The 24,021-nt window shown below is 63.5% G+C and carries 22 protein-coding genes and 1 pseudogene; 15 read left to right on the top strand and 8 right to left on the bottom strand.

The window, feature by feature from the left end; all coding sequences use genetic code 11:
* The first annotated feature begins 2 nt into the window (after positions 1–2).
* The 3 genes from C3F36_RS00350 to C3F36_RS00340 all read left to right on the top strand — a co-directional run bounded on the left by C3F36_RS00350 (position 3) and on the right by C3F36_RS00340 (position 3,106).
* Positions 3–1,262 carry a NupC/NupG family nucleoside CNT transporter gene (locus C3F36_RS00350; protein WP_104454230.1) on the top strand — a complete coding sequence of 420 codons (1,260 nt, stop codon included), beginning with the start codon at positions 3–5 and terminating at the stop codon, positions 1,260–1,262.
* 62 nt (positions 1,263–1,324) lie between these two features.
* Positions 1,325–1,882: a deoxyribose-phosphate aldolase gene (gene deoC, locus C3F36_RS00345; protein WP_233759692.1), complete on the top strand. Its 558-nt coding sequence runs from the start codon at positions 1,325–1,327 to the stop codon at positions 1,880–1,882.
* Positions 1,883–2,080: 198 nt separating this feature from the next.
* The gene (locus C3F36_RS00340; protein ID WP_104454229.1) at positions 2,081–3,106 is read left to right on the top strand and encodes a Wadjet anti-phage system protein JetD domain-containing protein; all 1,026 of its coding nucleotides are present in this window, start codon (positions 2,081–2,083) and stop codon (positions 3,104–3,106) included.
* Positions 3,107–3,447: 341 nt separating this feature from the next.
* Here C3F36_RS00340 and C3F36_RS00330 read toward each other — a convergent pair whose 3' ends face one another.
* Positions 3,448–4,026 (bottom strand): PhnA domain-containing protein, encoded by a 579-nt coding sequence (locus C3F36_RS00330; RefSeq protein WP_039040739.1) that lies wholly within the window; start codon positions 4,024–4,026, stop codon positions 3,448–3,450.
* A 179-nt stretch (positions 4,027–4,205) separates the two neighbouring features.
* Here C3F36_RS00330 and C3F36_RS00325 point away from each other — a divergent pair, with 179 nt between their 5' ends.
* The 6 genes from C3F36_RS00325 (at position 4,206) to C3F36_RS00300 (ending at position 8,841) form a co-directional block, all read left to right on the top strand.
* On the top strand, positions 4,206–5,399 hold the full coding sequence (locus C3F36_RS00325) for a methyltransferase (RefSeq protein WP_104454228.1): 1,194 nt from the start codon (positions 4,206–4,208) through the stop codon (positions 5,397–5,399).
* A 188-nt stretch (positions 5,400–5,587) separates the two neighbouring features.
* Complete coding sequence (locus C3F36_RS00320; RefSeq protein WP_104454227.1) at positions 5,588–7,033, top strand: chitinase; 1,446 nt, start codon at positions 5,588–5,590, stop codon at positions 7,031–7,033.
* Between the two features lie 122 nt (positions 7,034–7,155).
* Positions 7,156–7,521 (top strand): VOC family protein, encoded by a 366-nt coding sequence (locus C3F36_RS00315; RefSeq protein ID WP_049636770.1) that lies wholly within the window; start codon positions 7,156–7,158, stop codon positions 7,519–7,521.
* 207 nt (positions 7,522–7,728) lie between these two features.
* Entirely contained in the window at positions 7,729–8,127 is a 399-nt protein-coding gene (locus C3F36_RS00310; protein ID WP_041211468.1) for a GFA family protein, read from the top strand.
* 29 nt (positions 8,128–8,156) lie between these two features.
* On the top strand, positions 8,157–8,384 hold the full coding sequence (locus C3F36_RS00305; protein ID WP_049636768.1) for a DUF4287 domain-containing protein: 228 nt from the start codon (positions 8,157–8,159) through the stop codon (positions 8,382–8,384).
* Positions 8,385–8,430: 46 nt separating this feature from the next.
* Complete coding sequence (locus C3F36_RS00300) at positions 8,431–8,841, top strand: SRPBCC domain-containing protein (protein WP_104454226.1); 411 nt, start codon at positions 8,431–8,433, stop codon at positions 8,839–8,841.
* Between the two features lie 90 nt (positions 8,842–8,931).
* Here C3F36_RS00300 and smrB read toward each other — a convergent pair whose 3' ends face one another.
* Positions 8,932–9,456 carry an endonuclease SmrB gene (gene smrB, locus C3F36_RS00295; RefSeq protein ID WP_103857929.1) on the bottom strand — a complete coding sequence of 175 codons (525 nt, stop codon included), beginning with the start codon at positions 9,454–9,456 and terminating at the stop codon, positions 8,932–8,934.
* 65 nt (positions 9,457–9,521) lie between these two features.
* Between smrB and prmB the strand changes: the two genes are divergently transcribed.
* Together prmB and aroC are read left to right on the top strand one after the other, a co-directional pair.
* Complete coding sequence (gene prmB, locus C3F36_RS00290) at positions 9,522–10,457, top strand: 50S ribosomal protein L3 N(5)-glutamine methyltransferase (RefSeq protein ID WP_041211581.1); 936 nt, start codon at positions 9,522–9,524, stop codon at positions 10,455–10,457.
* 16 nt (positions 10,458–10,473) lie between these two features.
* Positions 10,474–11,562 carry a chorismate synthase gene (gene aroC, locus C3F36_RS00285; protein ID WP_104454225.1) on the top strand — a complete coding sequence of 363 codons (1,089 nt, stop codon included), beginning with the start codon at positions 10,474–10,476 and terminating at the stop codon, positions 11,560–11,562.
* A gap of 87 nt (positions 11,563–11,649) precedes the next feature.
* Here the strand turns inward: aroC and C3F36_RS00280 are convergent, their stop codons facing one another.
* Positions 11,650–12,453 carry a substrate-binding periplasmic protein gene (locus C3F36_RS00280; protein ID WP_104454224.1) on the bottom strand — a complete coding sequence of 268 codons (804 nt, stop codon included), beginning with the start codon at positions 12,451–12,453 and terminating at the stop codon, positions 11,650–11,652.
* A 305-nt stretch (positions 12,454–12,758) separates the two neighbouring features.
* On the opposite strand from C3F36_RS00280, the gene C3F36_RS00275 reads away from it, so the two are divergent.
* Positions 12,759–14,165, top strand: coding sequence for a DEAD/DEAH box helicase (locus C3F36_RS00275; protein ID WP_041211462.1), 1,407 nt, complete (start codon positions 12,759–12,761; stop codon positions 14,163–14,165).
* 71 nt (positions 14,166–14,236) lie between these two features.
* Here C3F36_RS00275 and C3F36_RS00270 read toward each other — a convergent pair whose 3' ends face one another.
* The 5 genes and pseudogenes from C3F36_RS00270 to cra all read right to left on the bottom strand — a co-directional run bounded on the left by C3F36_RS00270 (position 14,237) and on the right by cra (position 19,837).
* Positions 14,237–15,574: an IS4-like element ISAeme15 family transposase gene (locus C3F36_RS00270; protein ID WP_104454223.1), complete on the bottom strand. Its 1,338-nt coding sequence runs from the start codon at positions 15,572–15,574 to the stop codon at positions 14,237–14,239.
* A gap of 119 nt (positions 15,575–15,693) precedes the next feature.
* On the bottom strand, positions 15,694–16,383 hold the full coding sequence (locus C3F36_RS00265; protein ID WP_103260196.1) for an RES family NAD+ phosphorylase: 690 nt from the start codon (positions 16,381–16,383) through the stop codon (positions 15,694–15,696).
* A pseudogene (locus tag C3F36_RS00260) lies at positions 16,383–16,779 on the bottom strand (antitoxin Xre-like helix-turn-helix domain-containing protein). The gene C3F36_RS00265 and the pseudogene C3F36_RS00260 overlap by 1 nt, the downstream one beginning before the upstream one ends.
* Before the next feature lie 243 nt (positions 16,780–17,022).
* A complete protein-coding gene (locus C3F36_RS00255; protein ID WP_041211460.1) occupies positions 17,023–18,216 on the bottom strand; it encodes an aromatic amino acid transport family protein in 1,194 nt (397 codons plus the stop codon).
* 634 nt (positions 18,217–18,850) lie between these two features.
* Entirely contained in the window at positions 18,851–19,837 is a 987-nt protein-coding gene (gene cra, locus C3F36_RS00250; RefSeq protein ID WP_199769636.1) for a catabolite repressor/activator, read from the bottom strand.
* Positions 19,838–20,144: 307 nt separating this feature from the next.
* On the opposite strand from cra, the gene fruB reads away from it, so the two are divergent.
* Genes fruB through fruA form a run of 3 tightly spaced genes read left to right on the top strand, consistent with a single transcriptional unit; the run spans position 20,145 to position 23,955 of the window.
* Positions 20,145–21,245 (top strand): fused PTS fructose transporter subunit IIA/HPr protein, encoded by a 1,101-nt coding sequence (fruB, locus tag C3F36_RS00245; RefSeq protein WP_104454222.1) that lies wholly within the window; start codon positions 20,145–20,147, stop codon positions 21,243–21,245.
* A complete protein-coding gene (gene pfkB / locus C3F36_RS00240; protein WP_104454221.1) occupies positions 21,245–22,234 on the top strand; it encodes a 1-phosphofructokinase in 990 nt (329 codons plus the stop codon). The genes fruB and pfkB overlap by 1 nt, the downstream gene beginning before the upstream one ends.
* Positions 22,231–23,955, top strand: coding sequence for a PTS fructose transporter subunit IIBC (gene fruA / locus C3F36_RS00235; protein WP_104454220.1), 1,725 nt, complete (start codon positions 22,231–22,233; stop codon positions 23,953–23,955). The genes pfkB and fruA overlap by 4 nt, the downstream gene beginning before the upstream one ends.
* Positions 23,956–24,021 lie beyond the last annotated feature (66 nt).

Raw genomic sequence — 24,021 nt, 5'->3', positions numbered from 1 at the left:
ATATGTTTGCAGCAGGATTTCTCGGTATGGCGGCGCTGCTCCTCATCGCCGTGTTCGCATCGACCAACCGCAGGGCCATTCGCCTGCGCACCGTGGGGCTGGCGCTGGCCTTGCAGGTCGACATCGGCGCTCTGGTGCTCTATGTACCGCTGGGGCGCCGGGCGCTGGAGGGGATGGCCCACGGGGTCGACGCCGTGCTGGCAAGCGGCAAGGCGGGTATCCACTTCCTGTTTGGCAACCTGGTCAACTTCTCGGTGGATGGCATCGGCTTCGTGTTTGCCCTCAACGTGCTGCCCCTGGTGGTCTTCTTCTCGGCGCTCATCGCCGTGCTCTACTACCTCGGCATCATGCAGGTGGTGATCCGCATCATCGGTGGCGCCATGGCGCGGCTGCTTGGCACCTCCCAGACCGAATCCATGTCGGCGGTGGCCAACGTCTTCGTCGGTCAGAGCGAGGCGCCGCTGGTGGTCAAACCCTACATGCCCAAGATGAGCGATTCGGAGTTTTTCGCCGTCATGTGCGGCGGCATGGCCTCGGTCTCCGGTACCGTGCTGGCTGGCTACGCCATGATGAGGGTGGACATGCAGTACCTGCTGGCCGCCTCCTTCATGGCGGCACCGGGCGGGATCCTGTTCGTCAAGCTGATCATCCCCGAAACCAGCCAGCCGGACTATGTGTTCGACAACAGCATCCAGTTTGATGGCAAGAAGCCGGAGAACGTGCTGGCGGCGGCAGGCGAGGGGGCCAGCAGCGGCCTCAAGCTGGCGGCGGCCATCGGCGCCATGCTGATCGCCATGATTGGTCTGGTGACCCTGGTCAACACCCTGCTGGGCGGGGTGGGGGAGATGGTGGGCATGCCGCTCTCCCTCGAGCTTATCCTGGGCTGGATCTTCTCGCCGCTCGCCTTCCTGCTCGGGGTACCGCTGGCGGACATCGGCATCGCCGGCGCCATGATCGGCAAGAAGCTGGTGGTGAACGAGTTCGTGGCCTACAGCGATCTGGCGCCCTACCTGAAAGACGCCAGCACGGTCACCGCTGCCGGTCTGCAGGTGCTGGAGGAGAAGTCCAAGGTGATCATAAGCTTCGCTTTGTGCGGCTTCGCCAACCTGGCCTCCATGGGGATCCTGATCGGTGGCCTCGGCACCCTCTGCCCGTCGCGCACCGACTTCATCGCCCGCTACGGTCTGCGTACCGTGCTGGCGGCCACCTGCTCCAACCTGATGAGCGCCGCCATCGCCGGTGTCTTCTTCTCCCTCGCCTGAGTCTCTCACCCTTTGTTTCGGGGCGCTGCGGCGCCCCTCTCTTATCCCGACAGGAGCGATTTATGAACGACGTGACTGCTTTTGAACCTGCCTGCGCCAACACAGAGGCGGCCATCCGGGCCATCCGCTTGATGGATCTCACCAGCCTCAACGACGATGACCACGACGCGCGCATCATCGCCCTCTGCCATCAGGCCCGGACCCCTGTCGGCACCACCGCTGCGGTGTGCATCTACCCGCGCTTCGTGGGGCTGGCCAGGCTCACCCTGGCGGCTCAGGGCACCCCCGAGGTCAAGGTTACCACTGTGGTCAACTTCCCCCACGGCGACGATGATCTGGCTACCGTGTTGGCCGAGACCCGCGCCGCCCTCGCGGATGGCGCCGACGAGATCGACCTGGTGATCCCCTGGCGTGCCTTGATGGCCGGGGACGAGGCCCCCGCCCGGGCGCTGGTGCGCGGCTGCAAGGCGTTGTGCGGCGCCCGGGTGCTCAAGGTGATCATCGAATCCGGCGAGCTGCAGGAGCCTGCGCTTATCCGTGCGGCCTCCCTGCTTGCCATCTTAAATGCGAAAGGGGACTCCCTCCGACGTAGGTGGGAGGGAGTCCCCTTTCGCATTTAAGATGGCGTCGCAGCATACTGATTTCACCGATGTCGATGGATTGCCAATCGTAACCGCTGACCATCCTGCCACGAGCTTGTGGACGGGTGACGGTTTGAAAGAGCGATCTTCCTTTGGTGCGAGACAGGTCACGGTTGTGGACAGAAAGATCCCCTCTACTTGGCCATATGGAACCGCAATGAAAGAGGGGGGGGGAGGATGTCACTTTTTGATGAGCGTCGTGTGCAGGATCTCTGTGCCCGCTTGCTGGCAGACACTAATAACCAGGGATATTCACTCGATAGCAAGCATGGCCGCGAGTTGAGAGATCTCCTGCAGGCTGTGGGTGGAGTCAAGCCAGTGGGACGAGGGGCTCGTCATGTGTTGACCGATGCTGGAAGGAATTATCTCGCAGCACAGCTGGCACAGGTTGCACCAGTGATGCCGGACAGGCGTGACACGATACGGGCTCTCGGGGTGGACCTGCCCGCACATCTAAACCAGGCCAGTTTTCATGCCCTCTGGTATGGGGACAGCAAGAGCGGGATAGATCCAGATAATGATGCTATCGACATCACGCTGACACAGGATGAAGTGATTCGACTTCGCACGCTGAGCCCGCTGTCACTCATCGACCAGGACGGACTGCGCCACGACATGAGGGCGCAACTGGCACTATTGGGAGAGCTGGTCTTACCGGAGCGCTGCTTGAGTAAGTTACATGGCATTGAGTGGCAGGGGCGGCAACTGGTCACGGTGGAGAACAAGGGAGCTTTCGTGGATTACCCGCTGCAAGTGGGGGAGTTGTTGCTCTATGTGCCTGGCCGCAATACCAAGTTGGCACGTCAGGTATTCCCGCTGTTGCCGGCTGCCGTACCCTGGGCCCATTTTGGCGATCTGGATCAGCGCGGATTGGATATCGCTAACGAGCTGGCCCATGCCCTTCGTCGTCCGTTGGCTCTTTGGCTACCCGACACCTTGATGGCCTATGTTCATCACTATGCCCGCACTCTGATCCGCCGTCTGGAGGGGCAACCGATCAGCAGAGGCAAGATCCCATGGGAGGAGGTCCCCGTGGTGAGTGAGCATGGCAAGCAACTGGAAGAGGTCCTTATATATCTGATCGAAAGGGGATTGTGGTTGGAACAGGAAGTATTGGTGCTAGCCGGAGGTTGGCAGTCATGGCCACTCGACGCGCCTTGCGGCCAACGCAGTAATGAAAAAACCGCCATCAGGCGGTTTTAATGGTTGTCAGCCCCTATTTCAGGGCTTTTTTCAGCTTTTTGATCTTGCTTTCGTGCTTGGCGATTTTCGCCTGGCGGGCGGCGATCTTCTTCTTGATCTCTTTCTTGCTGGCCATGGGGCGGCTCCTTGTCTCGTGGGCGCCATGGGGATCAGGGTGCCCGGGGTCTTTCCATGCGTGCCGGGAAGGCCCTCTCCGTTGGCGCACTGACAGTCAGGGGAGGGGCATACCGCGGAACTGGTTTGCAGGATAGTCCAGTTTCCCGCGAGTGCCACCCGAACGGCAGGAAACAGAGGCAACAAAAAAGCGCCCCTGGGGGCGCTTCTGGCTTGAAGGGGCGGTATCAGGCCTTCTTCAGGTAGGCGGCCACCAGCACGATCTGCATGCCGTTGACCTTGCCCTCGATGTGCAGCGGGTTGTTGGTCAGGCGAATGCCCTTGACCAGGGTGCCGCGCTTGGCGGTGAAGCCCGCGCCCTTGACGTCCAGATCCTTGATCAGGGTGACGGAGTCCCCTTCCACCAGCACGGCGCCATTGGAGTCGACGGTCGGCACGCTGTCGTCATCGTCGCTGGTCACGCCGGCGTCTGCCCAGGCCTTGACCTCGTCTTCCATGTACATCATGTCCAGCATGTCCTGGGCCCAGAGCTCGCCCCGGGCGACGAGGGCCTTCAACTGGCGCCAGGCCATCACCTGCACCGCCGGCACCTGGCTCCACATGCTGTCACCCAGGCAGCGCCAGTGGTTCACCTCCGTGGTGTCCGGCTGCTCCAGCTGGCCGCGGCAGGTGGCGCAGAGGGCCACGCTGTGGTCGTCGTCGCTGGCGGGGGAGTGCGGCACCGGGAAGGCAGTCAGCGCATGTTCTGCGCCACACAGCTCGCATTTGGCATTTGCACGGGCTTGCAGGATGGCATTGATGGTCATGATTGGGTTCCGTTTATAGGGGTAAAGCGGCTCGCCGTGGCGGGCTGCGCGAATGAGGGGGCGGAATATAGCACAAATCCCTGCTTTTTGTCAGGCTACCAGCGGCGCACAGGCGAGTGCTTTTTGACGGCAGATCGCTAGAATGAGCCTCCCTTTTTGCGCCAAAGGACAGGTTCACCGTGCTGGCCCACCGTTTTCGACAACTGGACTGCTTGCTCACCGCCGAGCGACGCTGGTGGCAATACCAGCCCTATCACCATTTGGGGATCGCCTTTGCCCGCGAGGCGCCAGCCCTTGCGAAGTGCCTGGCAGCCCTGACCCTTGACGAGATAGCGCACCTCGACGGGGACATGGATGCGCTCTGCACCCTGCTTGCCCCCTGGATCCCGGCGGGGGCCGAGTTGCAGGCCCTCGGCGAGCTTGCCCCTTTCGCCCCAGAGCCCGTCCAGTGCGCCAGGACCATGGCGATGTACATGCCGGGACGCAAGCAGGGGCAGATAGAGGCCTTCACCGGCTGCCTGCCCCCCCACCAAGGTCCCTATCTGGAGTGGTGCGCCGGCAAGGGGCATCTGGGGCGCCTGGTGTCGCTGCACCGTGGCGCGGAGATCCTTAGCCTGGAGTGGCAGGGGGCGCTCTGCGAGGAGGGGCGGCGGCTCGCCGCGCGCGACGGCGCCAACATGCGGCTCGTGGAGGCGGATGCCTTTGCCGCCGAGTCCGGGGCCCTCATCGCCCCGCACCATCACGCCATGGCGCTCCATGCCTGCGGCGATCTGCACACCCATCTGTTGACGCGGGTGGCCGAGGGGCGTGCCCAGGGGGTGACCCTCTCCCCGTGTTGCTACCACCTCATCAGAGGAGAGCACTACGCGCCCCTCTCCCGGGCCGCCAGGGCCAGTGCCCTGCGCCTTGGCAAGAGCGATTTGAAGCTGCCGCTGCAGGAGACGGTGACCGGCGGTGCCCGCATCGCCCGGCTGCGGGAGCGGGAGGTGGTGTGGCGCCTCGCCTTCGACTGCCTGCAGCGCCAGGTGCGCGGGGTGGATGAGTACCTGCCGGTGCCCAACCTGCAAAAGAGCCTGCTGACCGGGGGCTTCGAGGATTTCTGCCACTGGGCCGCCGAACGCAAGGGAATGGGCTTGCCCGCGGGGCTCGACTACGCCGCCTTGCTGGCACAGGGGGAGCGGCGCTTTGGCGATGTCGCCCGCATGGAGCTGGTGCGCCACCTGTTTCGCCGTCCCCTGGAAATCTGGCTTCTGCTCGATCGCGCCCTTTTCCTCGAGGAGCAGGGCTACCGGGTGGAGGTGGGCACCTTCTGTCCCAAACCCATGACCCCGCGCAATCTGCTGATCCGGGCGGTGCGCGCAGGGGGGATCTGAGCAAGAGTCCGGACAGGTCGGATGGCTGCGGCCGCAAGACCAGGGGCTGGATCCCCCTGCAAACGAGCGCCATCTGAGTGCAGGGAGGCATGGCTCACAATTTCGCCTAATTCTTAATTCTTGTCGTGAATTTAGTTGTCAGGATGCCTATGCTCGCCCTGACATTTTCAAGACAAGGATGGTTACCCATGTTCATGCTCACGCGTACCGCCTGCCTGGTTGCCCTCGTCTGGGCACTGCCCAGCCAGAGCGCCATGACAATCCAGCCCGATCCCCAGAACAGCGGCGGCTATGTGATGGCGGCGGCGGATCTTGCCAGTGCGGCCCAGGCCAAGACCGCCAACCCCATGTACGGGATCTGGTCCCACGCCCTGGCCACCCGGCCCAATTCGGTGGTGGAGGCCATCGTGGCACGCGCCCCCGGCAACCCGGACAACGTCAAGCGGGTCGAGCGGGTCTTCACCGAATCGGACTGGGAGTTCCTGACCCAGATGGCCGCCCCGGAGTACACCTACGAGCGCTTCCTGCGGGCGGTGGGCAAGTTCCCCGCCTTCTGCGGCGACTACACGGACGGGCGCAATGCGGACGCCATCTGCAAGAAGTCCATCATCACCACCTTCGCCCACTTTGCCCAGGAGACCGGCGGCCACATTGCCAAGGAGAATGTCTCCGACAACCCCCTTGGGCTGGAGGAGTGGCAACAGGCCCTGGTGCACGTGCGGGAGATGGGTTGGTCTGAGGGGCAGACCGGCTACACCACGGGGTGTGGCCAGAGTGACTGGCAGAACCGGCGCTGGCCCTGCAGCACCGGTCAGGGCTATTTCGGTCGCGGCGCCAAGCAGCTCTCCTACCACTTCAACTACGGCGCCTTCTCCGAGGCCATGTTCGACGGCGACGCCACCGTGCTCCTCAATAACCCCGGGCTGGTGGCGGACTCCTGGCTCAACCTCGCCTCCGCCATCTGGTTCTTCCTGACGCCCCAGGCTCCCAAACCCGCCATGCTGCACGTCATCGACCGGACCTGGGTGCCCTCCCAGCGTGAGCTGGCGGCGGGCATCGGCTACGGCTTTGGCACCACCATCAACATCATCAACGGTGGCATCGAGTGCGGCGAGCAGAACAAGAACAAGGGCCAGCCGGTCAACCGCATCCGCTACTGGGAGGGGCTTGCGGCCCACTACGGGATCCCGCTGCTGGCGGACGAGAAGAACACCTGCTGGCAGCAGATCCCCTATGGCAGCCTCAACCTCAACGGCGCCACCGACGTGCTCTACACCAACTGGGACGGCAACTGGAAATACTACCCGGACAGACCCGGCGGCTACTCCTTCGAGTGTGATCTGGTGGGGTACCAGACCGCCTATTCGGCCCTGGTGCCGGGGGATTACGAGAAGTGCGTGACCAACTTCTACGGCTCCCACGCCAGCTGGCCCAAGGTACGGGTGGTGGCCACGCTGGATCCGGCCCCGGTCGACCCCGGCACGCCACTGGTGGACGGGGTACCGGCCTGGGAGGCAGGCAAGGTCTACACCGCGGGCAACAAGGTGAGCCAGAAGGGGATCATCTATCAGGCCAAGTGGTGGACCCAGGGCAACGAGCCGGGCAAGGGCGACCCCTGGGCACCGGTGACCTGAGAGTCAGTACAAGCGCAAGCACCCCGGGGAGGCCGCGCGCCTCCCTTGTTGATCACCGCGCTGGCTTGTTGCGCCTCTTTTGGCGCTGATAGCCTGCGGGTTCACACCGAGGGAGGATGACCATGAACATCGCCATTCATTTTGAAATTCCGGTACAGGATCTGGAGAGAGCCATTCGCTTCTATGAGGGGGTCTTCGAGACGGTGCTGGAGCGGGTGCAGATCGATGGCAACGAGATGGCGCTCTTTCCCCTGGAAAGTGGCACGGCGGGCTGCTCCGGCGCCCTGGCGAAGGGGGAGAGCTATGTGCCGAGCCTGGATGGCACCCGGATCTATCTGCGGGTGGCTGACATCGAGGGGGCCATGGCCCGGGCACTGGCATCGGGCGGGGCCTGTCTCTATCCCGTCACCCGGGTCGGGGAGAGCCTCCGGGTGGCGGAGTGTCGGGATTGCGAGGGGAATCGCATCGCCTTGCAGGAGGGAACCTGACCATTATTTATCCGGTGCATGGGGTGTGTTGAGTCATTCATACGATGAATAAAGAGGGGGATTTTCCCGCTCCGGGAGCCTCAGCCTCGCGGTAAGGCCCCGGTATGGTCAGTTGTCGCCCCCCGGATCCCGTGCTACTTCATCTGGTGCGGCAAGAAGGCGAGCACCCGTTCGCCCGGTCTGTCGCCCCAACTCTCAGGAGGCATCATGGAAGGACATTGTCTGTGTGGCGGGATCACCGTGTCGAGCGGCGATCACAAGGAGGTCAACCTGTGTCACTGCGCCATGTGCCGGCGCTGGTCAGGGGGGCCCATGTTCGCGGTGCACGGGGGCAAGGGCGTGCGGTTCACCGGGATGGCCCCGGTGGCCTACCGCTCGTCGGAGTGGGCGGAGCGCGGATTCTGCCCCACCTGCGGCACCCATCTTTTCTACCATCTGTTGCCGACGGACGAGTACATCCTCTCCGCCGGCCTGTTTCAGGATCAGGGGTTCGAGCTCACCGGGCAGATCTTCATCGACGAGAAGCCCGACTTCTATGCCCTCAAGAACGACACCCCGACCCTGACCGGACAGCAGGTGTTCGAGCAGTTCGCCCCCAAACCCTGAGCCTGTACTCACCCCGAGGAGAAGCCATCATGGATGAACAACCGAAGGTGAAGGGGCCTGCCTCCTACTTTCCTGCCATCGAGCAGAAATACGGCCAGCCCATCGCCCACTGGCTGACCCTGCTGGCAGGGCGGGAGGAGCGCAAACACATGGCCCTGGTGGCCTGGCTCAAGGACGAACACGCCATGGGCCACGGCCATGCCAATGCCCTGGTGGCCCACTTCTTGGCGCAGCCCGATGCGCCCGGCGTGGCATGACAGTGCCACAGTGCAAAACGTGCAGGAAAGCCAGAGGATCAGAGAGATGAAGATAAGCGTCAGCGTCTGGGTTGCCAGGCCGATTGCCGATGTGTGGCAGGGCTGGAACACCCCCGCCAGCATCATGGCATGGAACGCCGCCTCCCCGCAGTGGCACTGCCCCCAAAGCCGGGTGGATCTGCGGGTGGGTGGGCGTTTTTGCCACCACATGGCGGCGCGGGATGGCAGCACGGGGTTTGATTTCGAGGGGACCTTCACCGAGGTCACAGCGCCGACGGGGCTCGGCTACGTCATGGACGATGGCCGCGAGGTGAGCGTGCGGTTCGTGGCAGAGCAGGGGGGCCCCCGGGTGGAGGAGCGGTTCGATGCCGAGTCCCTGCACAGCGGCGAACAGCAGCGGGCGGGGTGGCAGAGCATCCTGGATAACTTCAAGCGACATATGGAAGCCGCCAGCTGACCCCTGTGGGGCGCCATAAAAAAACCACCGCAAGCTGGCGGTGGTTTTTTTATGGCGTTCGCCCGGGGCAAGGCGGGGCGGGGAAGGGGGTCACTCCTCGATGTCCAGCAGCACCAGGATGGCGCTCTCGCCCCCCCACTCCCGCGGCGCCTGGTGAAAGGCGCGCACAGCGGGGTGCTGGGCCAGCCAGCTCGGGATGCGCTGCTTGAGGATGTGCTTGCCGATGCCGTGCATCACCGAAGCGACGTGGATGTTCTCTTTTCGGCACAGGGTGAGCAGGGCCGCCAGCTCCTGCTTGGCCTGGTGCTGGTTCATGCCGTGCAGATCCAGATAAATCTCCGGCGGGTAGCTGCCGCGCTTGAGCTTTTTCAGCTCGAATTTTGACACGTCGTCGCGCACGTAACGGGTCGGCCCGTCCGCCTCGAGATGGGGCTGGTACTCGTCGCTGAAAAAGTAGTCAACCCCAAGCTTTTCGCGGCTCTCGCGCACTTCGCGTTTCTGCTTGACCGGGTTTGAGGAGGCCCTTATGGTATCTTGCTTAATTTTCCGGGTACCTTTGACAGCATCACGAAACAGCAGGCTTTCCTCGTCTGTGAGTGAGGGCGTATTTTTCATCAGGTACTCGTCTTGCTCGCTGTATAAAATTCTCGGGCCGGATATTACTCGACTTGGAGGTGGATTTGGACAAGATATTTATCGATGAGGTGGTTGCCGAAATGCACACCATCCAGGACATGTTGCGCTGGGCCATGAGTCGTTTCAACGACGCCGGGATCTTCTACGGACATGGTACCGACAACGCCTGGGATGAGGCCGTGCAACTGGTGCTGCCCGCGTTACATCTGCCGCCGGACGTGGATCCGGGCATGCGCCACTCCCGCCTGACCACCAGCGAGCGCCACCGCATCGCCGAGCTCATCATCCGCCGCGTGCAGGAGCGCATTCCGGCGCCTTACCTGACCAACAAGGCCTGGTATGCGGGCTGGGAATTCTACGTGGACGAACGGGTGCTCATTCCGCGCTCCCCCATCGCCGAGATGGTGGCCAACCGCTTCGCCCCCTTCCTGAAAGACGAACCGACCCGGATCATGGACCTGTGCACCGGCTCCGGCTGCATCGCCATCATCATGGCCCACGAGTTCCCCCATGCGGAAGTGGATGCCATCGACATCAGCGTCGATGCCCTCAACGTGGCCGAGCGCAACATCAACGATCACGGGCTGGAGCAGCAGGTTATCCCCATTCGCTCCGATCTGTTCCGGGATCTGCCGGCCGGTGACAAGTACGATCTCATCGTCTCCAACCCGCCCTATGTTGACTCCGAGGACATGTCGGATCTGCCGGAGGAGTTTCGCCACGAGCCGGAGCTGGCCCTGGCGTCGGGCTCCGACGGCCTCAAGCTCACCAAACGTCTGCTGGCCAATGCCGCCGACTTCCTGAAAGAGGATGGCGTGCTGGTGGTCGAGGTGGGCAACAGCATGATCCACCTGGAAGCCCAGTTCCCCGAGGTGCCCTTCACCTGGGTCGAGTTCGAAAACGGCGGCCACGGCGTCTTTGTGATGACCCGCGCAGAGCTCGAGCAGTACCAGGCCCATTTCGCCATTTACAAGAACTAAGCAGCAAGGAGCATTCATGGCAGGGAACAGTTTCGGCCAACTCTTTCGGGTCACCACTTTCGGCGAGAGCCACGGTCTGGCGCTGGGCGCCGTGGTCGACGGCTGCCCGCCGGGGCTGGAGATAAGCGAAGACGATTTGCAGGGGGATCTGGACAGGCGCAAGCCCGGTACGTCCCGCTACACCACTCAGCGCCGCGAGGCGGACGAGGTGAAGATCCTCTCCGGGGTGTTCGAGGGCAAGACCACGGGCACCTCCATCGGGCTGCTCATCGAGAACACCGATCAGCGCTCCAAGGACTACTCCGAGATCAAGGATCTGTTCCGTCCGGGTCACGCCGACTACACCTATCACCAGAAGTACGGCCAGCGTGACTACCGTGGCGGCGGCCGCTCCTCGGCCCGCGAGACCGCCATGCGGGTCGCGGCGGGGGCCATCGCCAAGAAGTACCTGAAACAGGTGCACGGCATCGAGATCGTGGGTTTCCTCTCCCAGCTCGGCCCCATCAAGGCGGAAGGGTTCGACGAGAGCCAGATCGAGCAGAACCCCTTCTTCTTCCCCGATGCGGGCAAGCTGGAGGTGCTCGATGAATACATGCGTGCCCTCAAGAAAGAGGGCAACAGCGTGGGGGCCAAGGTGTGCGTCGTGGCGCGCAACGTGCCGGTAGGCCTGGGGGAGCCGGTGTTCGACCGCCTCGACGCCGACATCGCCCACGCCATGATGGGCATCAACGCGGTGAAAGGGGTGGAGATCGGTGACGGCTTCGCGGTGGTGGAGCAAAAAGGCTCCGAGCATCGGGACGAGATGACTCCGGCCGGCTTTGCCAGCAATCATGCGGGGGGCATCCTGGGGGGCATTTCGTCGGGTCAGGAGATCGTGGTGAGCATGGCCCTCAAGCCTACCTCCAGCATCACGGTGCCGGGCAAGACCATCACCACCAGCGGTGAGGCCACCGAGATGATCACCAAGGGTCGTCACGACCCCTGCGTCGGCATCCGTGCCGTGCCCATCGCCGAGGCCATGCTGGCCCTGGTGCTGATGGATCACCTGCTGCGCCACCGCGCCCAGAACCAGGGCGTGCACACCCAGACCCCACAGCTGCGCTGATCATGCTGCGGGCAGGGTGAGTGATCACCAGATACCACAAGGCGACCCCAGGGTCGCCTTTTTCATGGATTTTTTCCGGCGCCTGCCTCAGGGTGCCGGTGGCAGCCGGGTTGCGTCCAGGCGGCAGCGGGGCGGCGCAAAGGCGGGATCCGGTGAGGGCAGGGTGGCGATGGCGGCATCGATGCGGGCGAGCACCTCATCGCTCACGGCCTCTTTGGCAAACATCAGGCGCACAGGCTGCTGGTGCAAGAGCACCTCACACTGGATGGCATCGCTCGCCCCGAGCTGGCCGAGCCGGTAGCGGGCGTACTGCCACTCCATGATGACGCCGTCGAGGCGACGCGCCAGCAAGAGGGTGAGCAGCCTGTCATCGCTGTTGTATTCGCTCGCCTGCCCGAGGGCGGGGCACTCCTCGCTCATCGGCAGGGGGCGGGTGCCCCGCAGCTTGCCAAGGCGCAGCCCCTTGGCCTGGCACAGGGTTGCCAGCTCCGTGATCTCTCGCCAGCCCTCGGGCTCCCCGGCCTGCGGGCGCTGGCTCAGCAGCACGAAGCTGGCGCGCCGATAGGGGGCGGAGAAGCGGGCGAACCGCTCCCGCTCGGGGGTTTTCAGGGCGCCCATGGCCACGTCCAGCTGCTGGCGCTCCATGAGGTAGAGGGCCCGGGCCCAGGGGAGGTTGCGAAAGGCGGGCTCCACGCCTGCCTTGCCCAGGATCTGGCGGGTCAGGGTCACGTCCAGTCCACCGAGGGTGCCGTCGGCAGCGATTTGACTGAAAGGGGGCCAGTGGCTCCAGGCCACCGACAGGGTCTCCCTGGCGGCGAGGGGCTGGGCGAAGAGCAGGGGCAGGACGAGGCCCAGCATGCGCCGGGCGGTGGGGGTGAACTTCCGTTTCAATCAAAACCTCCTGTTCCGTGTATCGCGCCGTCCCCGGCAGGCTGCGCAGGGGCATTGATACATACGGCGATTCGGGCCATTTTGTCCTGCCTTCGTCCCTATTTCCAGCCGTGCTGGGAGGCGCATCACATTTTCCTCGTCTAAGTGCGCCAACTCCGTTAGACTGCGCCTCTATTCTTTCCCCTTTGCTCTGCTCCCCGGGGAAATCGTTGTTTTCTCTATAGGCCCGGATCCTGTGAGATGGCATCGGCTCAGCAGAGGAGCCCCACCACGATCTTTGGCGCCCCTATCCCTAGCAGGTAACTATGAGTTTTACTTCCCTCGGTCTGGCCGAACCCTTGTTGCGTGCCGTTGCCGAGCAAGGCTACGACACCCCGTCTCCCATCCAGCAACAAGCGATCCCGGCGGTACTGGCTGGCCGTGATCTGATGGCCGCCGCCCAGACCGGGACCGGCAAGACCGCAGGTTTCACCCTGCCGATGCTGCAGCGTCTGACTGAAAGCAAGCGCAAGGTCTCCCCGAATCGCATCCGTGCCCTGGTGCTGACCCCGACCCGCGAGCTGGCCGCCCAGGTGGGCGAGAGCGTGCGCAACTACGGCAAACACCTGCCGATCCGCAGCCACGTGGTATTTGGCGGCGTGAGCATCAACCCCCAGATGATGGCGACCCGCCGTGGTCTGGACGTGCTGGTGGCCTGCCCGGGCCGCCTGATGGATCTCTACAACCAGAACGCCGTCAAGTTCGATGAAGTGGAGATCCTGGTACTGGACGAAGCGGATCGCATGCTCGACATGGGCTTTATCCGCGACATCCGCCGCATCCTGGCCCTGCTGCCGAAGAAGCGTCAGAACCTGCTCTTCTCCGCCACCTTCGCCGACGAAATTCGCGAGCTTGCCACCGGTCTGCTGGACAACCCGGCGGTGATCGAAGTGACCCCGCGCAACAGCACCGCCGAGCGCATCGAGCAGCTGGTACACCCCTGCGACAAGGCCAACAAGATTGCCCTGCTGAGTCACCTGGTCACCAGCAACGACTGGCAGCAGGTGCTGGTGTTCACCCGTACCAAGCACATGGCCAACCGCGTTGCCGAGACCCTCGACAAGAACGGCGTCAGCGCCGCCGCCATCCACGGCAACAAGAGCCAGGGTGCCCGTACCCGTGCCCTGGCCGGTTTCAAGGATGGCAGCGTCAAGGTGCTGGTGGCGACCGACATCGCCGCCCGTGGCCTGGACATCGACAAACTGCCGCAGGTGGTCAACTTCGAGCTGCCGAACGTGGCGGAAGATTACGTGCACCGTATCGGTCGTACCGGCCGTGCCGGCGCCGCCGGTCACGCCATCTCCCTGGTCGCGGCCGATGAAGGCAAGCTCATCAAGGCCATCGAGCGCCTGACCAAGCAGAACATTCCGTGCGAGCAGGTGGCCGGCTTTGAAGCCTCCCGCGAGACCCTCGACAACATCGCCCGTGGTATCGGTGCGCCGCTTCGCAAAGAGCCGCGGGATCCGAGCGAGCAGCGCCGTGCGCCGCGTCCGCAAGGTCAAGGCCAGCGTCAGGGGGCCGGTCGCTCCGGCAATGGCGGCGGTGGTAACGGCGGTGGCAATCGCACTGGCAACGGCGGCAAGCCCAAGCCTCAGGGTGGTCAGCGTCCGGCTGATGGCGCCGCGAAGCCGGCCCAGGCCCGTCGTCCCCGTCGCGCCAGCCACAACCAGTAAGCGGTCAGGGAGCCAGGCTCCCCCACTGTTCGGTTGATACAAAAAGCCCCGCCAATCTGGCGCAATGCTGTTCACTTAAGCGGAGCCGCATTGCGATTTACCGGAAAACGGGTCTTTGATATCTTCACCGCCCTGGGTCTCGATGGCCTGGGGCGTTTTTCTATGAACATGACGCCTATGCAGCCCCGCAACTCCGCCAACCTCCGTGGCGTATGGGCTGGCGATAACGCGCCCGCCATCACTGCCATCTGGTTCGCGATGAACTGACAGGCAAACTTAAAGCTCACCTCATTGGGCGCTCGCTGATGGGCTACGGCGGCCTGGCTGGCCTCCCGCCTGACCAGATTGTATCCAAGCAGCAATCCCCACAGCTCCTGATAGACCAAGTCCACTTTCTTGCTTCTCAGCGTGATGGCGTTGTGCTGCATCGCGCTTTTGATATCCCGGTATCCCAGCTCGATTTCCCAGCGCTCGTGGTACAGGGTCGCCACCTGAGCTGCACTGAATCGCGCCACGGGCAGGGAGGTAAAGACCGTTTTCTCCTTGCCTGCCACCTCATAGGTCACTGCGCGAACTTGCCAGTGTGTCGGCAACGCCGGGTTTTTCTTGCTAGCCTGAGGCGAGACCGTCATTTGCAACAGACGGTCACCGTCGCCATAGCGCTCAAGTTCCGTGTATACCAGCCCCTTGCGTTCCGGGATGAGCCAGTGACGGTCGGTGTCTTCGGCCTGAATACGCAGCAACAGGTCGGCACCGAAGAAGCCTTTATCCAGCAGGGTCACTGACTTGTCCGGCAATGAGTGAATGAACTCGCTGGCCAGGGGGATTTTCCCTTTGCGGTACGGGCTGATGGCCGCGTTGGCAATGACATGCGAGCGGACATTCATGAGCGTGACCAACCGCAGCATCGGGTAGGGTGTCTGCCGGTTGGTTGAGGTGTTACCCGAGCCGAAATGTGCTCTGAGTTCAGGCATATCCTGGGTTCGGAACAGGGCCCCATCGATGGCAAAGACCTGTAAACCGTGCCAATGGTCTTCAGGATAACGTTCCCGCCCCCACACATCGGCGCACTGTTTGAACAGCCACTCGAGCGGCTGTTTGCCGAGTCGCTGACGGGCCTGAGACAGGGCACTGTCCGCGAGCAAGGCATCATTGGCCAACCCTTCTGCACAGATGTTGAGGCGCCGAGCGACCTCGGAGATGGGCTCATTGCGGAAAAAGGCCATCCCCACGACGAGCCACAAGACCATATCAGAAGGTAAGCGGCGTCGGCGGATAGTGGCCTTTTCAGACAAGGCGGCAGCGGCAGTAATCCATTCGTCGGGAATATGGTCGGCAAAAATGGCCAGCCGAGCCAGCATGTCGCCAGATGCCTCAACAACATCGTTCAGATCGTTTGCAATAGACATAAAAAATCCGGAACTAGTGATTGGTTCCGGATTGTCCTACAGCAGAAGGATCGGTCAATGGATCCTTAACTGATCAGCATTGCGCCAATCTGGCGGGGCTTTTTTTGTCCTGGTAGACGCTATTCACCGTAGAGGCGGATCTCCAGCACATGGGTGATGGCCTCGCCGCTCCAGTGGTACTCCAGATGACGGGCGTGGTCCACACGGCTGACCAGGCGGGGGCGATAGAGCACGTGACAGTCGTGACCGGGGTGGCGCACCGAGCGGTAGTGGATGCCGTCCGCCCCGGCGACCTTCTGCTCCCGGGCGAAGGCCTGGGCGGGGCCGTAATCGGTGGCGTGATAGAGGGGGCCTGGCAGAAACGCCGGGCCCGTGATGTCGATGAGGCTGGCGCTGAACTGCGCCTGGATCACCCGCATCTGCACCTTCTGGGCTGGCTCCCGGGTGTACCCGAAGATCCGCTCCCTGTGGTAGACCGTCTCCTTGATGCCGGTGTCGAGGGAGGGGGCACAATAGTAGCCGCCAAAGTCCCCCGTGGTGAAACGGGCACCCTCGGGATTGAGGTGAGTGAAGGCGGCCATCACATAGCTGCCGCCGGGCAGCCCCACCAGCCAGTCTTCCCTGGGCACCCGCATCAGCTCGCCCGCTTCTTCCCTCAGCCTGTCGTTGGTCAGGGCCTCGACGGCCCAGACCGCCTCCAGCTCGTCGGCGGTAGCGACGTCTTCATAGAGGCAGATGGGGGGAAAGCGGCTCGGAATGATGCGATAGGCGCATGCATTGTGGAAGGCGCGCAAGGGCGGGGAGGACATCAGGCCATCTCCCCGCGCCAGGCGTGCAGCCGGGTGGCCACTTCGTAGAGATCGGCCACCCGCCCACCCTGCATGACCTCCATGGCGCTCAAAGAAGGGGTGGCTGTTGGGTTTGCGCACCCAGCCATAGATGCTCTCATCCAGGCTGAACAGTAGCCGCAGGCTCTTGTGGATGTTGAGCAAATAGCTCATCCGCTCCTGGAGATCGGCGCTCAGCCGAATGCCGCCGCTGGCCTCCTTGTACTTGTTCAGGGTGGAGCGGGAGGTAATGCCAAGCAGCCTGAGCTGTTCATCCGTGCTGCACTGCCATTTGTCCAGGATGCGAAACACCACGGGCAGGGCCTTGCTGGGATCGACGGCGGGCTGTTGCCGGGGAAGAGATGCGGTGGCGACCATGTTGCCTCCCGGGTTGGCGTGCCAGACGGGCACGGGATCATGAGTTGTCTGCTAAGCAGTGTAGGGCAGGGGCGCAGTCATGTACATATCTATACATGGTTGCACTCAAATGTTCATTATTGGATGGATTTCGCGAGGAGGGGCGTGGGTCGGCCAAGTGAGCCCGTGCCAATGAAACGCCCCGCCAACTGGGTTGGCGGGGCGTGTCTCTTTGCGGCGTTTCTGCTTGTCGGGTCGGGGAGATCAGAGGGCGGGCAGCAGCCCCATGCTGACGCTGACCTGCACCCCGACGATCAGTACCCCCATGGCACCGGCCAGACCCAGGGCCAGCACGCCACCCGGGACGCGGTAGTGGTCTGCCTCGGCCTGCTTGCGGCTCTGCCACACCAGGGCCACCGGCAGCAGCACCGCCAGCACCGCCAGCGCAATGGCGGCGTAACCCAGCGCCATGATGAAGCCTTGCGGAAAGTAGAGGGCGAACAGCAGGGGCGGCACGAAGGTGATGAGGCCGGTCTGGGTGCGGCCCTGCCAGTTGTCCTTGCGACGGGTCACCTTGGCCATGAAGTCGAACAGTCCCAGGGTCACCCCGAGGAAGGAGGTGGCGAGCGCAAGATCCGCAAACAGATGCATCGCCTGGTTGAAGGCGGGCCAGCTCACCAGGCCGCCGACGTTGGCCAGCAGGCTATCCAGGGCGCCGCCGGTCTGGATCAGGGATTGCTGGCCCAGCAGCCCCAGGATGGCGACCTGCCACAGCACGTAGAGCACGAGTGGCAAGGCGGAGCCCCACACGAAGACCCGGCGCAACTGCCTGGGGTTGTCCCCGAGGTAGAGCATGACGCTCGGGATGGAGCCGTGGAAGCCGAAGGAGGTGAAGATGACCGGCAGGCCCGCCAGCAGCAGGCCTTCCCCGAGGGGCATGGAGAGCAGGTGCTGCCCCTGGGCGCGGGGCAGCAGCAGCGCCAGCACCGCCACCATGATCACCAGCTTCACGGTGAACATCAGGCGGTTGAGGTAATCCACCTGCCTGGTGCCGACGCACACCATGCCGCCAAACAGCAGGGTAAAGACCCAGGCCGCCTGCTCCTGGCCGAGGGGAAGGCCGGCATCGGCCAATGCCTGGGCCAGCAGGCTGCTGCCGCCGCTGATGTAGGCGGAGGCCAGGGCGTAGAACAGCATCAGGATGCAGAAGGAGGCGATGCCCTTGCCCCAGGGGCCGAGCAGGTGATCCGCCAGCTGGTGCAGGTACCACTTGCCGGTGCTGAGGCTGGCTTCCACCTGCAGCATGGCGGTGAAGGCCATCAGGGCCCAGAGGCCGATCATCAGCATCAGGGTGGCGGGGCCGCCCAGGGACGAGGAGGCCAGCGGCAGGGCCAGCATGCCGGCGCCTATGGTGGTGCCGGCAATCAACAGGGTACAACCCAGGGTCTTGGTATTCATGTCATCCATCCGAAAGTGAGGGGCGCTGTTGCAAACAAGAGAGAGCCAGTTGGCTGTGTCGGGAGACGCCTCCGGGGAAAAGCCGGAGGCTAGCAATATCGGTGTGGATACATCTGAACCTGAAACCTGTCAGTTGTAAAAATTGGTTGCCAAGTTAGCGGATTGAAATGGCGGAAACAATCCCTTAAAAGCGGATTTTGTGCTGTGGTAAGCCGAAGGGTGGCAATAAAAAGTGACACATTGCGCCATGCGCCGAAAAAATGCGCCCCTCAAGGGGAGGCCGCCCGTCAGGCTGCGTTGCGGGTCGACATCGAGAGCGCCCGCGTTGGCGGCAACAGGGCTTGCAGAGGGTAACACGGGGCCCTGGTGGTGCGACTGGCCCGATATAAGCAAACATCGGGTCATACTCCAAAAAGCCATCATTTTCACTTATATCGAGCCGAGGCGCCGATAAACGGGTCCTGGCGCGGGGTGGCCAACCCTGCCGGCGGGGTTGCCGCCCGGCAGATCACCTCAAAGCCAGAAGGCGCAGGGCAAAAGCTGAGACAACAGGGGAGAACACAAGCAGGTGTGGGGGAGGAGGCTCAGGGGCTGGCACGGCGGGCCGCCCCCGGGGTGGTGCGTCGTGGTCGGGTCAGCGGCGGCGTTTGAGGGTACGGCTCACATAGTGCAGGCCGCTCTGGTAGTCGCCATTGACCGCCTTGAGGGCCAGCGTCAGGGCCTGGCTTGCCAGGGCGTCGTGCTGCTGGGGCAGGGAGTTGATGCCAAAGGGGAGGAAATCGAGCAGGCGGTCATCCCCGAAGGTAGCCATGGCGAGCTGGCTCATGTCAGCCTCCTGCTCCAGCAGGTAGTCGAGCACCCCCTCCATCAGGATGTAGGAGGTGGTGATCAGCGCCTCGGGCAGTTGCCCGAGCTGCTGATGGAGCGTCTTGATCAGGCGATACCCTTCGGTGCGCGAGAAGTGGGCCCCTTCACACAGGTGGCGGGTCGCACTGTGACTGGCAATGGCCTGTTCGAAGCCCGCTTTTCGCTCCTGACTGATCGTCAGTTCCGGCAGTGCAGTGATCAAGGCGATATGACCGATGGCCGGGGTGAGCAGGGAGGTGGTGAGGTCCAGGCTCGCCTTCTGGTTTTCACTCGCCACGGTGACGAAGTGCTCGGTGGCCATGGCACGGTCGATGGCGAGGATCTGCACGCCCCTGGACTGCTGCTCCAGGTAGAAGGGATCCGCCGGGGGGAGGCAGCTTGCCACCAGGAGCGCGTCCACATGGCGGCTCACCAGCATCCGGGCCAGCTCCTTTTCGGTGTCCGGATCGTCCTCCGAGCAGACGATGAGCAACTGATATCCCTGGGTGCGGGCCCCTTGCTCCAGGCGCTTGGCGAGCTTGGCGTAACTGGCGTTTTCGAGGTCGGGCAGGATGAAGCCGAGGGTGCGGGTCTGGCCGCCGCGCAGGGAAGCGGCGCGGCTGTCCGGCTGATAGTTGTGGGCATGGACCACGGCCATCACCTTGTCGCGGGTTGCCTGGCTGATGCGGTATTGATCGGCCTTGCCATTGATCACATAGCTGGCGGTGGTGCGAGAGACACCGGCCAGCGCGGCGATTTCATCCAGTTTCATCATGTTGGCTCTGTTTGAGTTGCAAGGCCCGCGCCGGTTCCTGGTTGGGGCGCCGAAAAGTGTGCGCGGGATCATATCATTGAAACGTACTTTCTGCGGGATCTTGAACAATGCGCTGAAACGATTCAGTCTGAGTGTAAGTGAAACGATTCAGCTTGTCAGTAACGGATGATTATCTGCACTTGGAAATGGGTTCCGGCTCACCAAAGCGAGAGATCACCGTCTATTGTCAGCAGGCAAGTTACCCGAAAATCGAGTTGAGTTGAGCCGGTACGCCGCGAGGCGAAGCCGGACCTGATGGAGAATCTCTATGTTGAAGTTGGCGCGACAGCAAATCCTGCTGGGACAATCGGTGACGACCAAGGCGGACGCCATCGCACTGCTGGCAAGCAAACTGACCGACGCCGGTCTGGTTGAAGCTGGTTACGTGGACGGCATGCTGGCGCGGGAAGCGCAGCACGCCACCTATCTTGGCAGCGGTATTGCCATTCCCCACGGCACCACGGACACCCGTCATCTGGTGAAGAGCACCGGCGTCATGGTAGCCCAGTTCCCCCACGGCATCGAGTGGGACGAGGGGCAGATTGCCTACGTCGCCATCGGCATCGCCGCCAAGTCCGACGAGCATCTGGGCATTTTGCGCCAGCTCACCCACGTGCTGGGTGACGAGCAGGCCGCAGCCCAGCTCAAGGGGGCGACCGACGAAGAGACCATCATCAATATCCTGACTGGCGCGACTGCCGCCAAAGAGGTGCAATACCTGACCCTGGCGGACTTCCCGGCCGACGACCAGGAGCAGTTGCTGCTGGGGGCTGCGGCCCGCGCCAAATCCGCAGGCTGGGGAGACGCCGCCATGGTGAGCGCCCTCCTGGCCAGCCAGCCTGTTCACCTGGGGGAGGGCATCTGGCTGGCCCGTGCGCAAGCGGCCCAGACCGGTTGGGTGCTGGCCACCCCGAGCACCCCGCTGAACGTCGGTGAATTGCCGGTCAGCGCCCTGCTGCTGCTGTGTGCCGCAGATAGCGGCCATTTGCTGCAACTCGAGAATCTGGCCAAGCTGGCCGCAGCCGGCCAGCTGGCCACCCTTTCTGGCAGCGACGGTCTTGCCATGTTGCAGGCGGGTCCGGCGAGCGGTCTGTCCGAGACCTTCACCATCATCAACCCCCACGGTCTGCACGCCCGTCCGGGCGCCATGCTGGTCAAGGTGGCCAAGGAGTATGAATCCGACATCCGCGTCGCCAACCTCGATGGCAGCGGTGAAGCCGTCTCTGCCAAGAGCCTGATGAAGGTGATCGGGCTTGGGGTCAAGTGCGGTCATCGTCTGGCGTTTCGCGCCGAAGGAGCGGATGCCGAAGCAGCCCTCAAGGGCATTGGCGAAGCCATTGCCGCGGGTCTTGGCGAGGGGGCGCACTGATGGACATCGTCACCATCACCCTCAATCCCGCGCTCGATCTCACCACCCGTCTGAAGGCCATGCACCCTGGCGAGGTCAATCTGGTGAGCGAGGCCAACTTGCGCGCCGCGGGCAAGGGGATCAACGTCGCCATGGTCTTGAAAGATCTCGGCCGTGACGTAGGCCTGACCGGCTGGCTCGGCGAGGGTAACCAGCAGAGCTTCGTCTCCCTGTTCGAGGAGCGTGCCCTTGCCGATCACTTCGTGCGCGTGGCGGGCGACACCCGGATCAACGTCAAGATCTCCGAACAATCCGGCCGGGTGACCGATCTCAATCTGCCGGGACTCGCCGTGCAGGAAGGCGATGTCAGCGCCCTGGAAGCGGCGCTGGAGCGACTGGCTCCCCACACCGACTGGTTCGTGCTGGCGGGCAGCCTGCCCAAAGGGGTGTCCCCCGATTACTGTGGCTATCTGATCCGCCTGCTCAAGGCCAAGGGCAAGCAGGTGATCTTCGATTGCAGCGGCGCGGCGTTGAGCGAAGGGATCAAGGCGGCACCGACCCTGGTCAAACCCAACCTGGAAGAGCTGAGCCAGTGGGCCGGTCGCCCCGTGAAGACCCTGAGCGAGCAGGCCGAGTGCGCCCGCGCGCTGCAGGCAAGCGGGATCCCCAACGTGGTGATCTCCAATGGTGCGGACGGCCTCATCTGGTTTGCACCGGATGCCACCTGGCAGGCGATTCCGCCGCGCATGGAGGTGGTCAGCACCGTGGGTGCCGGCGACTCCCTGGTGGCGGGCCTGGTCCATGGCATGAGCCTGGACTGGACGCCGGAGCAGACCCTGCGTCTGGCCACCGCCGTCTCGGCACTGGCGGTGAGCCAGGTCGCGGTCGGCTTCAACGATATCAATGTGCTCAACCCCTTACTCGAGCAGGTGCGCGTACAGCGTCTGGATGATCTGGCACCGACTCAACCCCAACCCCATTTGATGGCTAACTCAGGAGATGCCCAATGAAAGCAATTCTGGTTACGGCTTGCCCGGCGGGCATTGCCACCAGCTTTCTCGCTGCAAAACGGATAGAACAGCAGGCCAAACTGGCTGGCTGGGAGCTCACCCTCGACGTCGACTCCAGCGTGCAGCCCCGTCAGGTTCCCTCGAAAGAGCAGATTACCGCCGCCGACCTGGTGCTGGTCGTTGCCAGCGCACCGGTGGATCTGGCCGCCTATGACGGCAAGTCGCTCTATCGGGGCGACATGGATCTGGCGCTCCAGGATCCCGCTGCCCTGCTGGAAGCCGCGCGAAGCGGTGCCAGCGTCTATCGCCATGAGGCGGCACCTGCCGTTGCCAAACCGGCCAGCGGTGCCAAGCGCATCGTGGCGGTGACGGCCTGTCCGACCGGGGTGGCCCACACCTTCATGTCGGCCGAGGCCCTGGAGACCATGGCCAAGCAGCTGGGTCACCAGATCCGCGTAGAAACCCAGGGCTCGGTCGGTGCCCAGAATGCCTTGACGGCGGACGAGATTGCCGCCGCCGATCTGGTGTTCCTCGCCACTGACATCGAGGTGGACATGGCGCGCTTTGACGGCAAGCCGGTCTATCGCACCAGCACGGGGGCTGCCCTGAAGAAAACCCGGGCCGAGCTCGACAAGGCCTGGACCGAGGCGAAGGTCTATCGCCACAGCGGCGCGGCTGCGGTCAAGAAAGAGGAAAAGGCGGGCCCCTACAAGCACCTGCTGACCGGTGTCTCCTTCATGCTGCCCATGGTGGTGGCGGGGGGCCTTATCATCGCGCTCTCCTTCATCTTCGGCATTGAAGCGTTCAAGGAAGAGGGGACGCTGGCCGCGGCCCTGATGAAGATCGGTGGCGGCTCCGCCTTCGCCCTGATGATCCCGGTGCTGGCAGGCTACATCGCCTACTCCATCGCCGACCGTCCGGGTCTGGCGCCTGGCATGATCGCCGGTATGCTGGCAAGCTCGCTCGGCGCCGGTTTCCTTGGCGGCATCGTCGGCGGCTTCCTCGCCGGTTACAGCGCCAAGTTCCTGAGCGACAAGGTGCGCCTGCCGGTCACCCTGGAAGCCCTCAAGCCCATCCTCATCATTCCGCTCTTTGCCAGCATGTTCACCGGTCTGGTGATGATCTACGTGGTAGGTGGCCCGGTGGCGGGCATCATGAATGCCATGACCGAGTTCCTCAACAACATGGGCTCTGCCAACGCCGTGCTGCTGGGTGTCATCATCGGCGCCATGATGTGCTTCGACATGGGTGGCCCGGTCAACAAGGCGGCTTATGCCTTCGGTGTCGGCCTGCTCGCCTCCAAGACCTATGCCCCCATGGCAGCGGTCATGGCCGCCGGCATGGTGCCTGCACTGGGGATGGGGATCGCGACCTTCCTGGCCAGCAGAAAGTTCATCAAGGCGGAGCAGGAGGCGGGCAAGGCCTCCTTCGTGCTGGGTCTGTGCTTCATCTCCGAGGGGGCCATCCCGTTTGCCGCCAAGGACCCCATGCGCGTCATCCCGGCCTGCATGGCGGGCGGTGCCCTGACCGGTGCGCTCTCCATGCTGTTCGGCTGCGAGCTGGTGGCACCCCACGGTGGTCTGTTCGTGCTCTTCATCCCGAACGCCATCAGCCATGTGATGATGTACATCCTGGCGATCGCGGCCGGTTCTCTGGTGACCGGGGTGGCTTACGCCATGCTCAAGCGTGGCGAGGAGCAGGCCAAGCTGGCGACCGCCTGAGGGCGTCACGGCGTGACACACTCTTCATGACAAGGCGGCCCTGGGGCCGCCTTTCTTGTTGGGGGG

Source organism: Aeromonas sp. ASNIH2 (assembly GCF_002934795.1).
Classification (GTDB): Bacteria; Pseudomonadota; Gammaproteobacteria; order Enterobacterales; family Aeromonadaceae; genus Aeromonas; species Aeromonas caviae.
The sequence above is the reverse complement of the archived record's forward strand: the minus strand, read 5'-3'. Positions and strand labels throughout refer to the sequence as shown.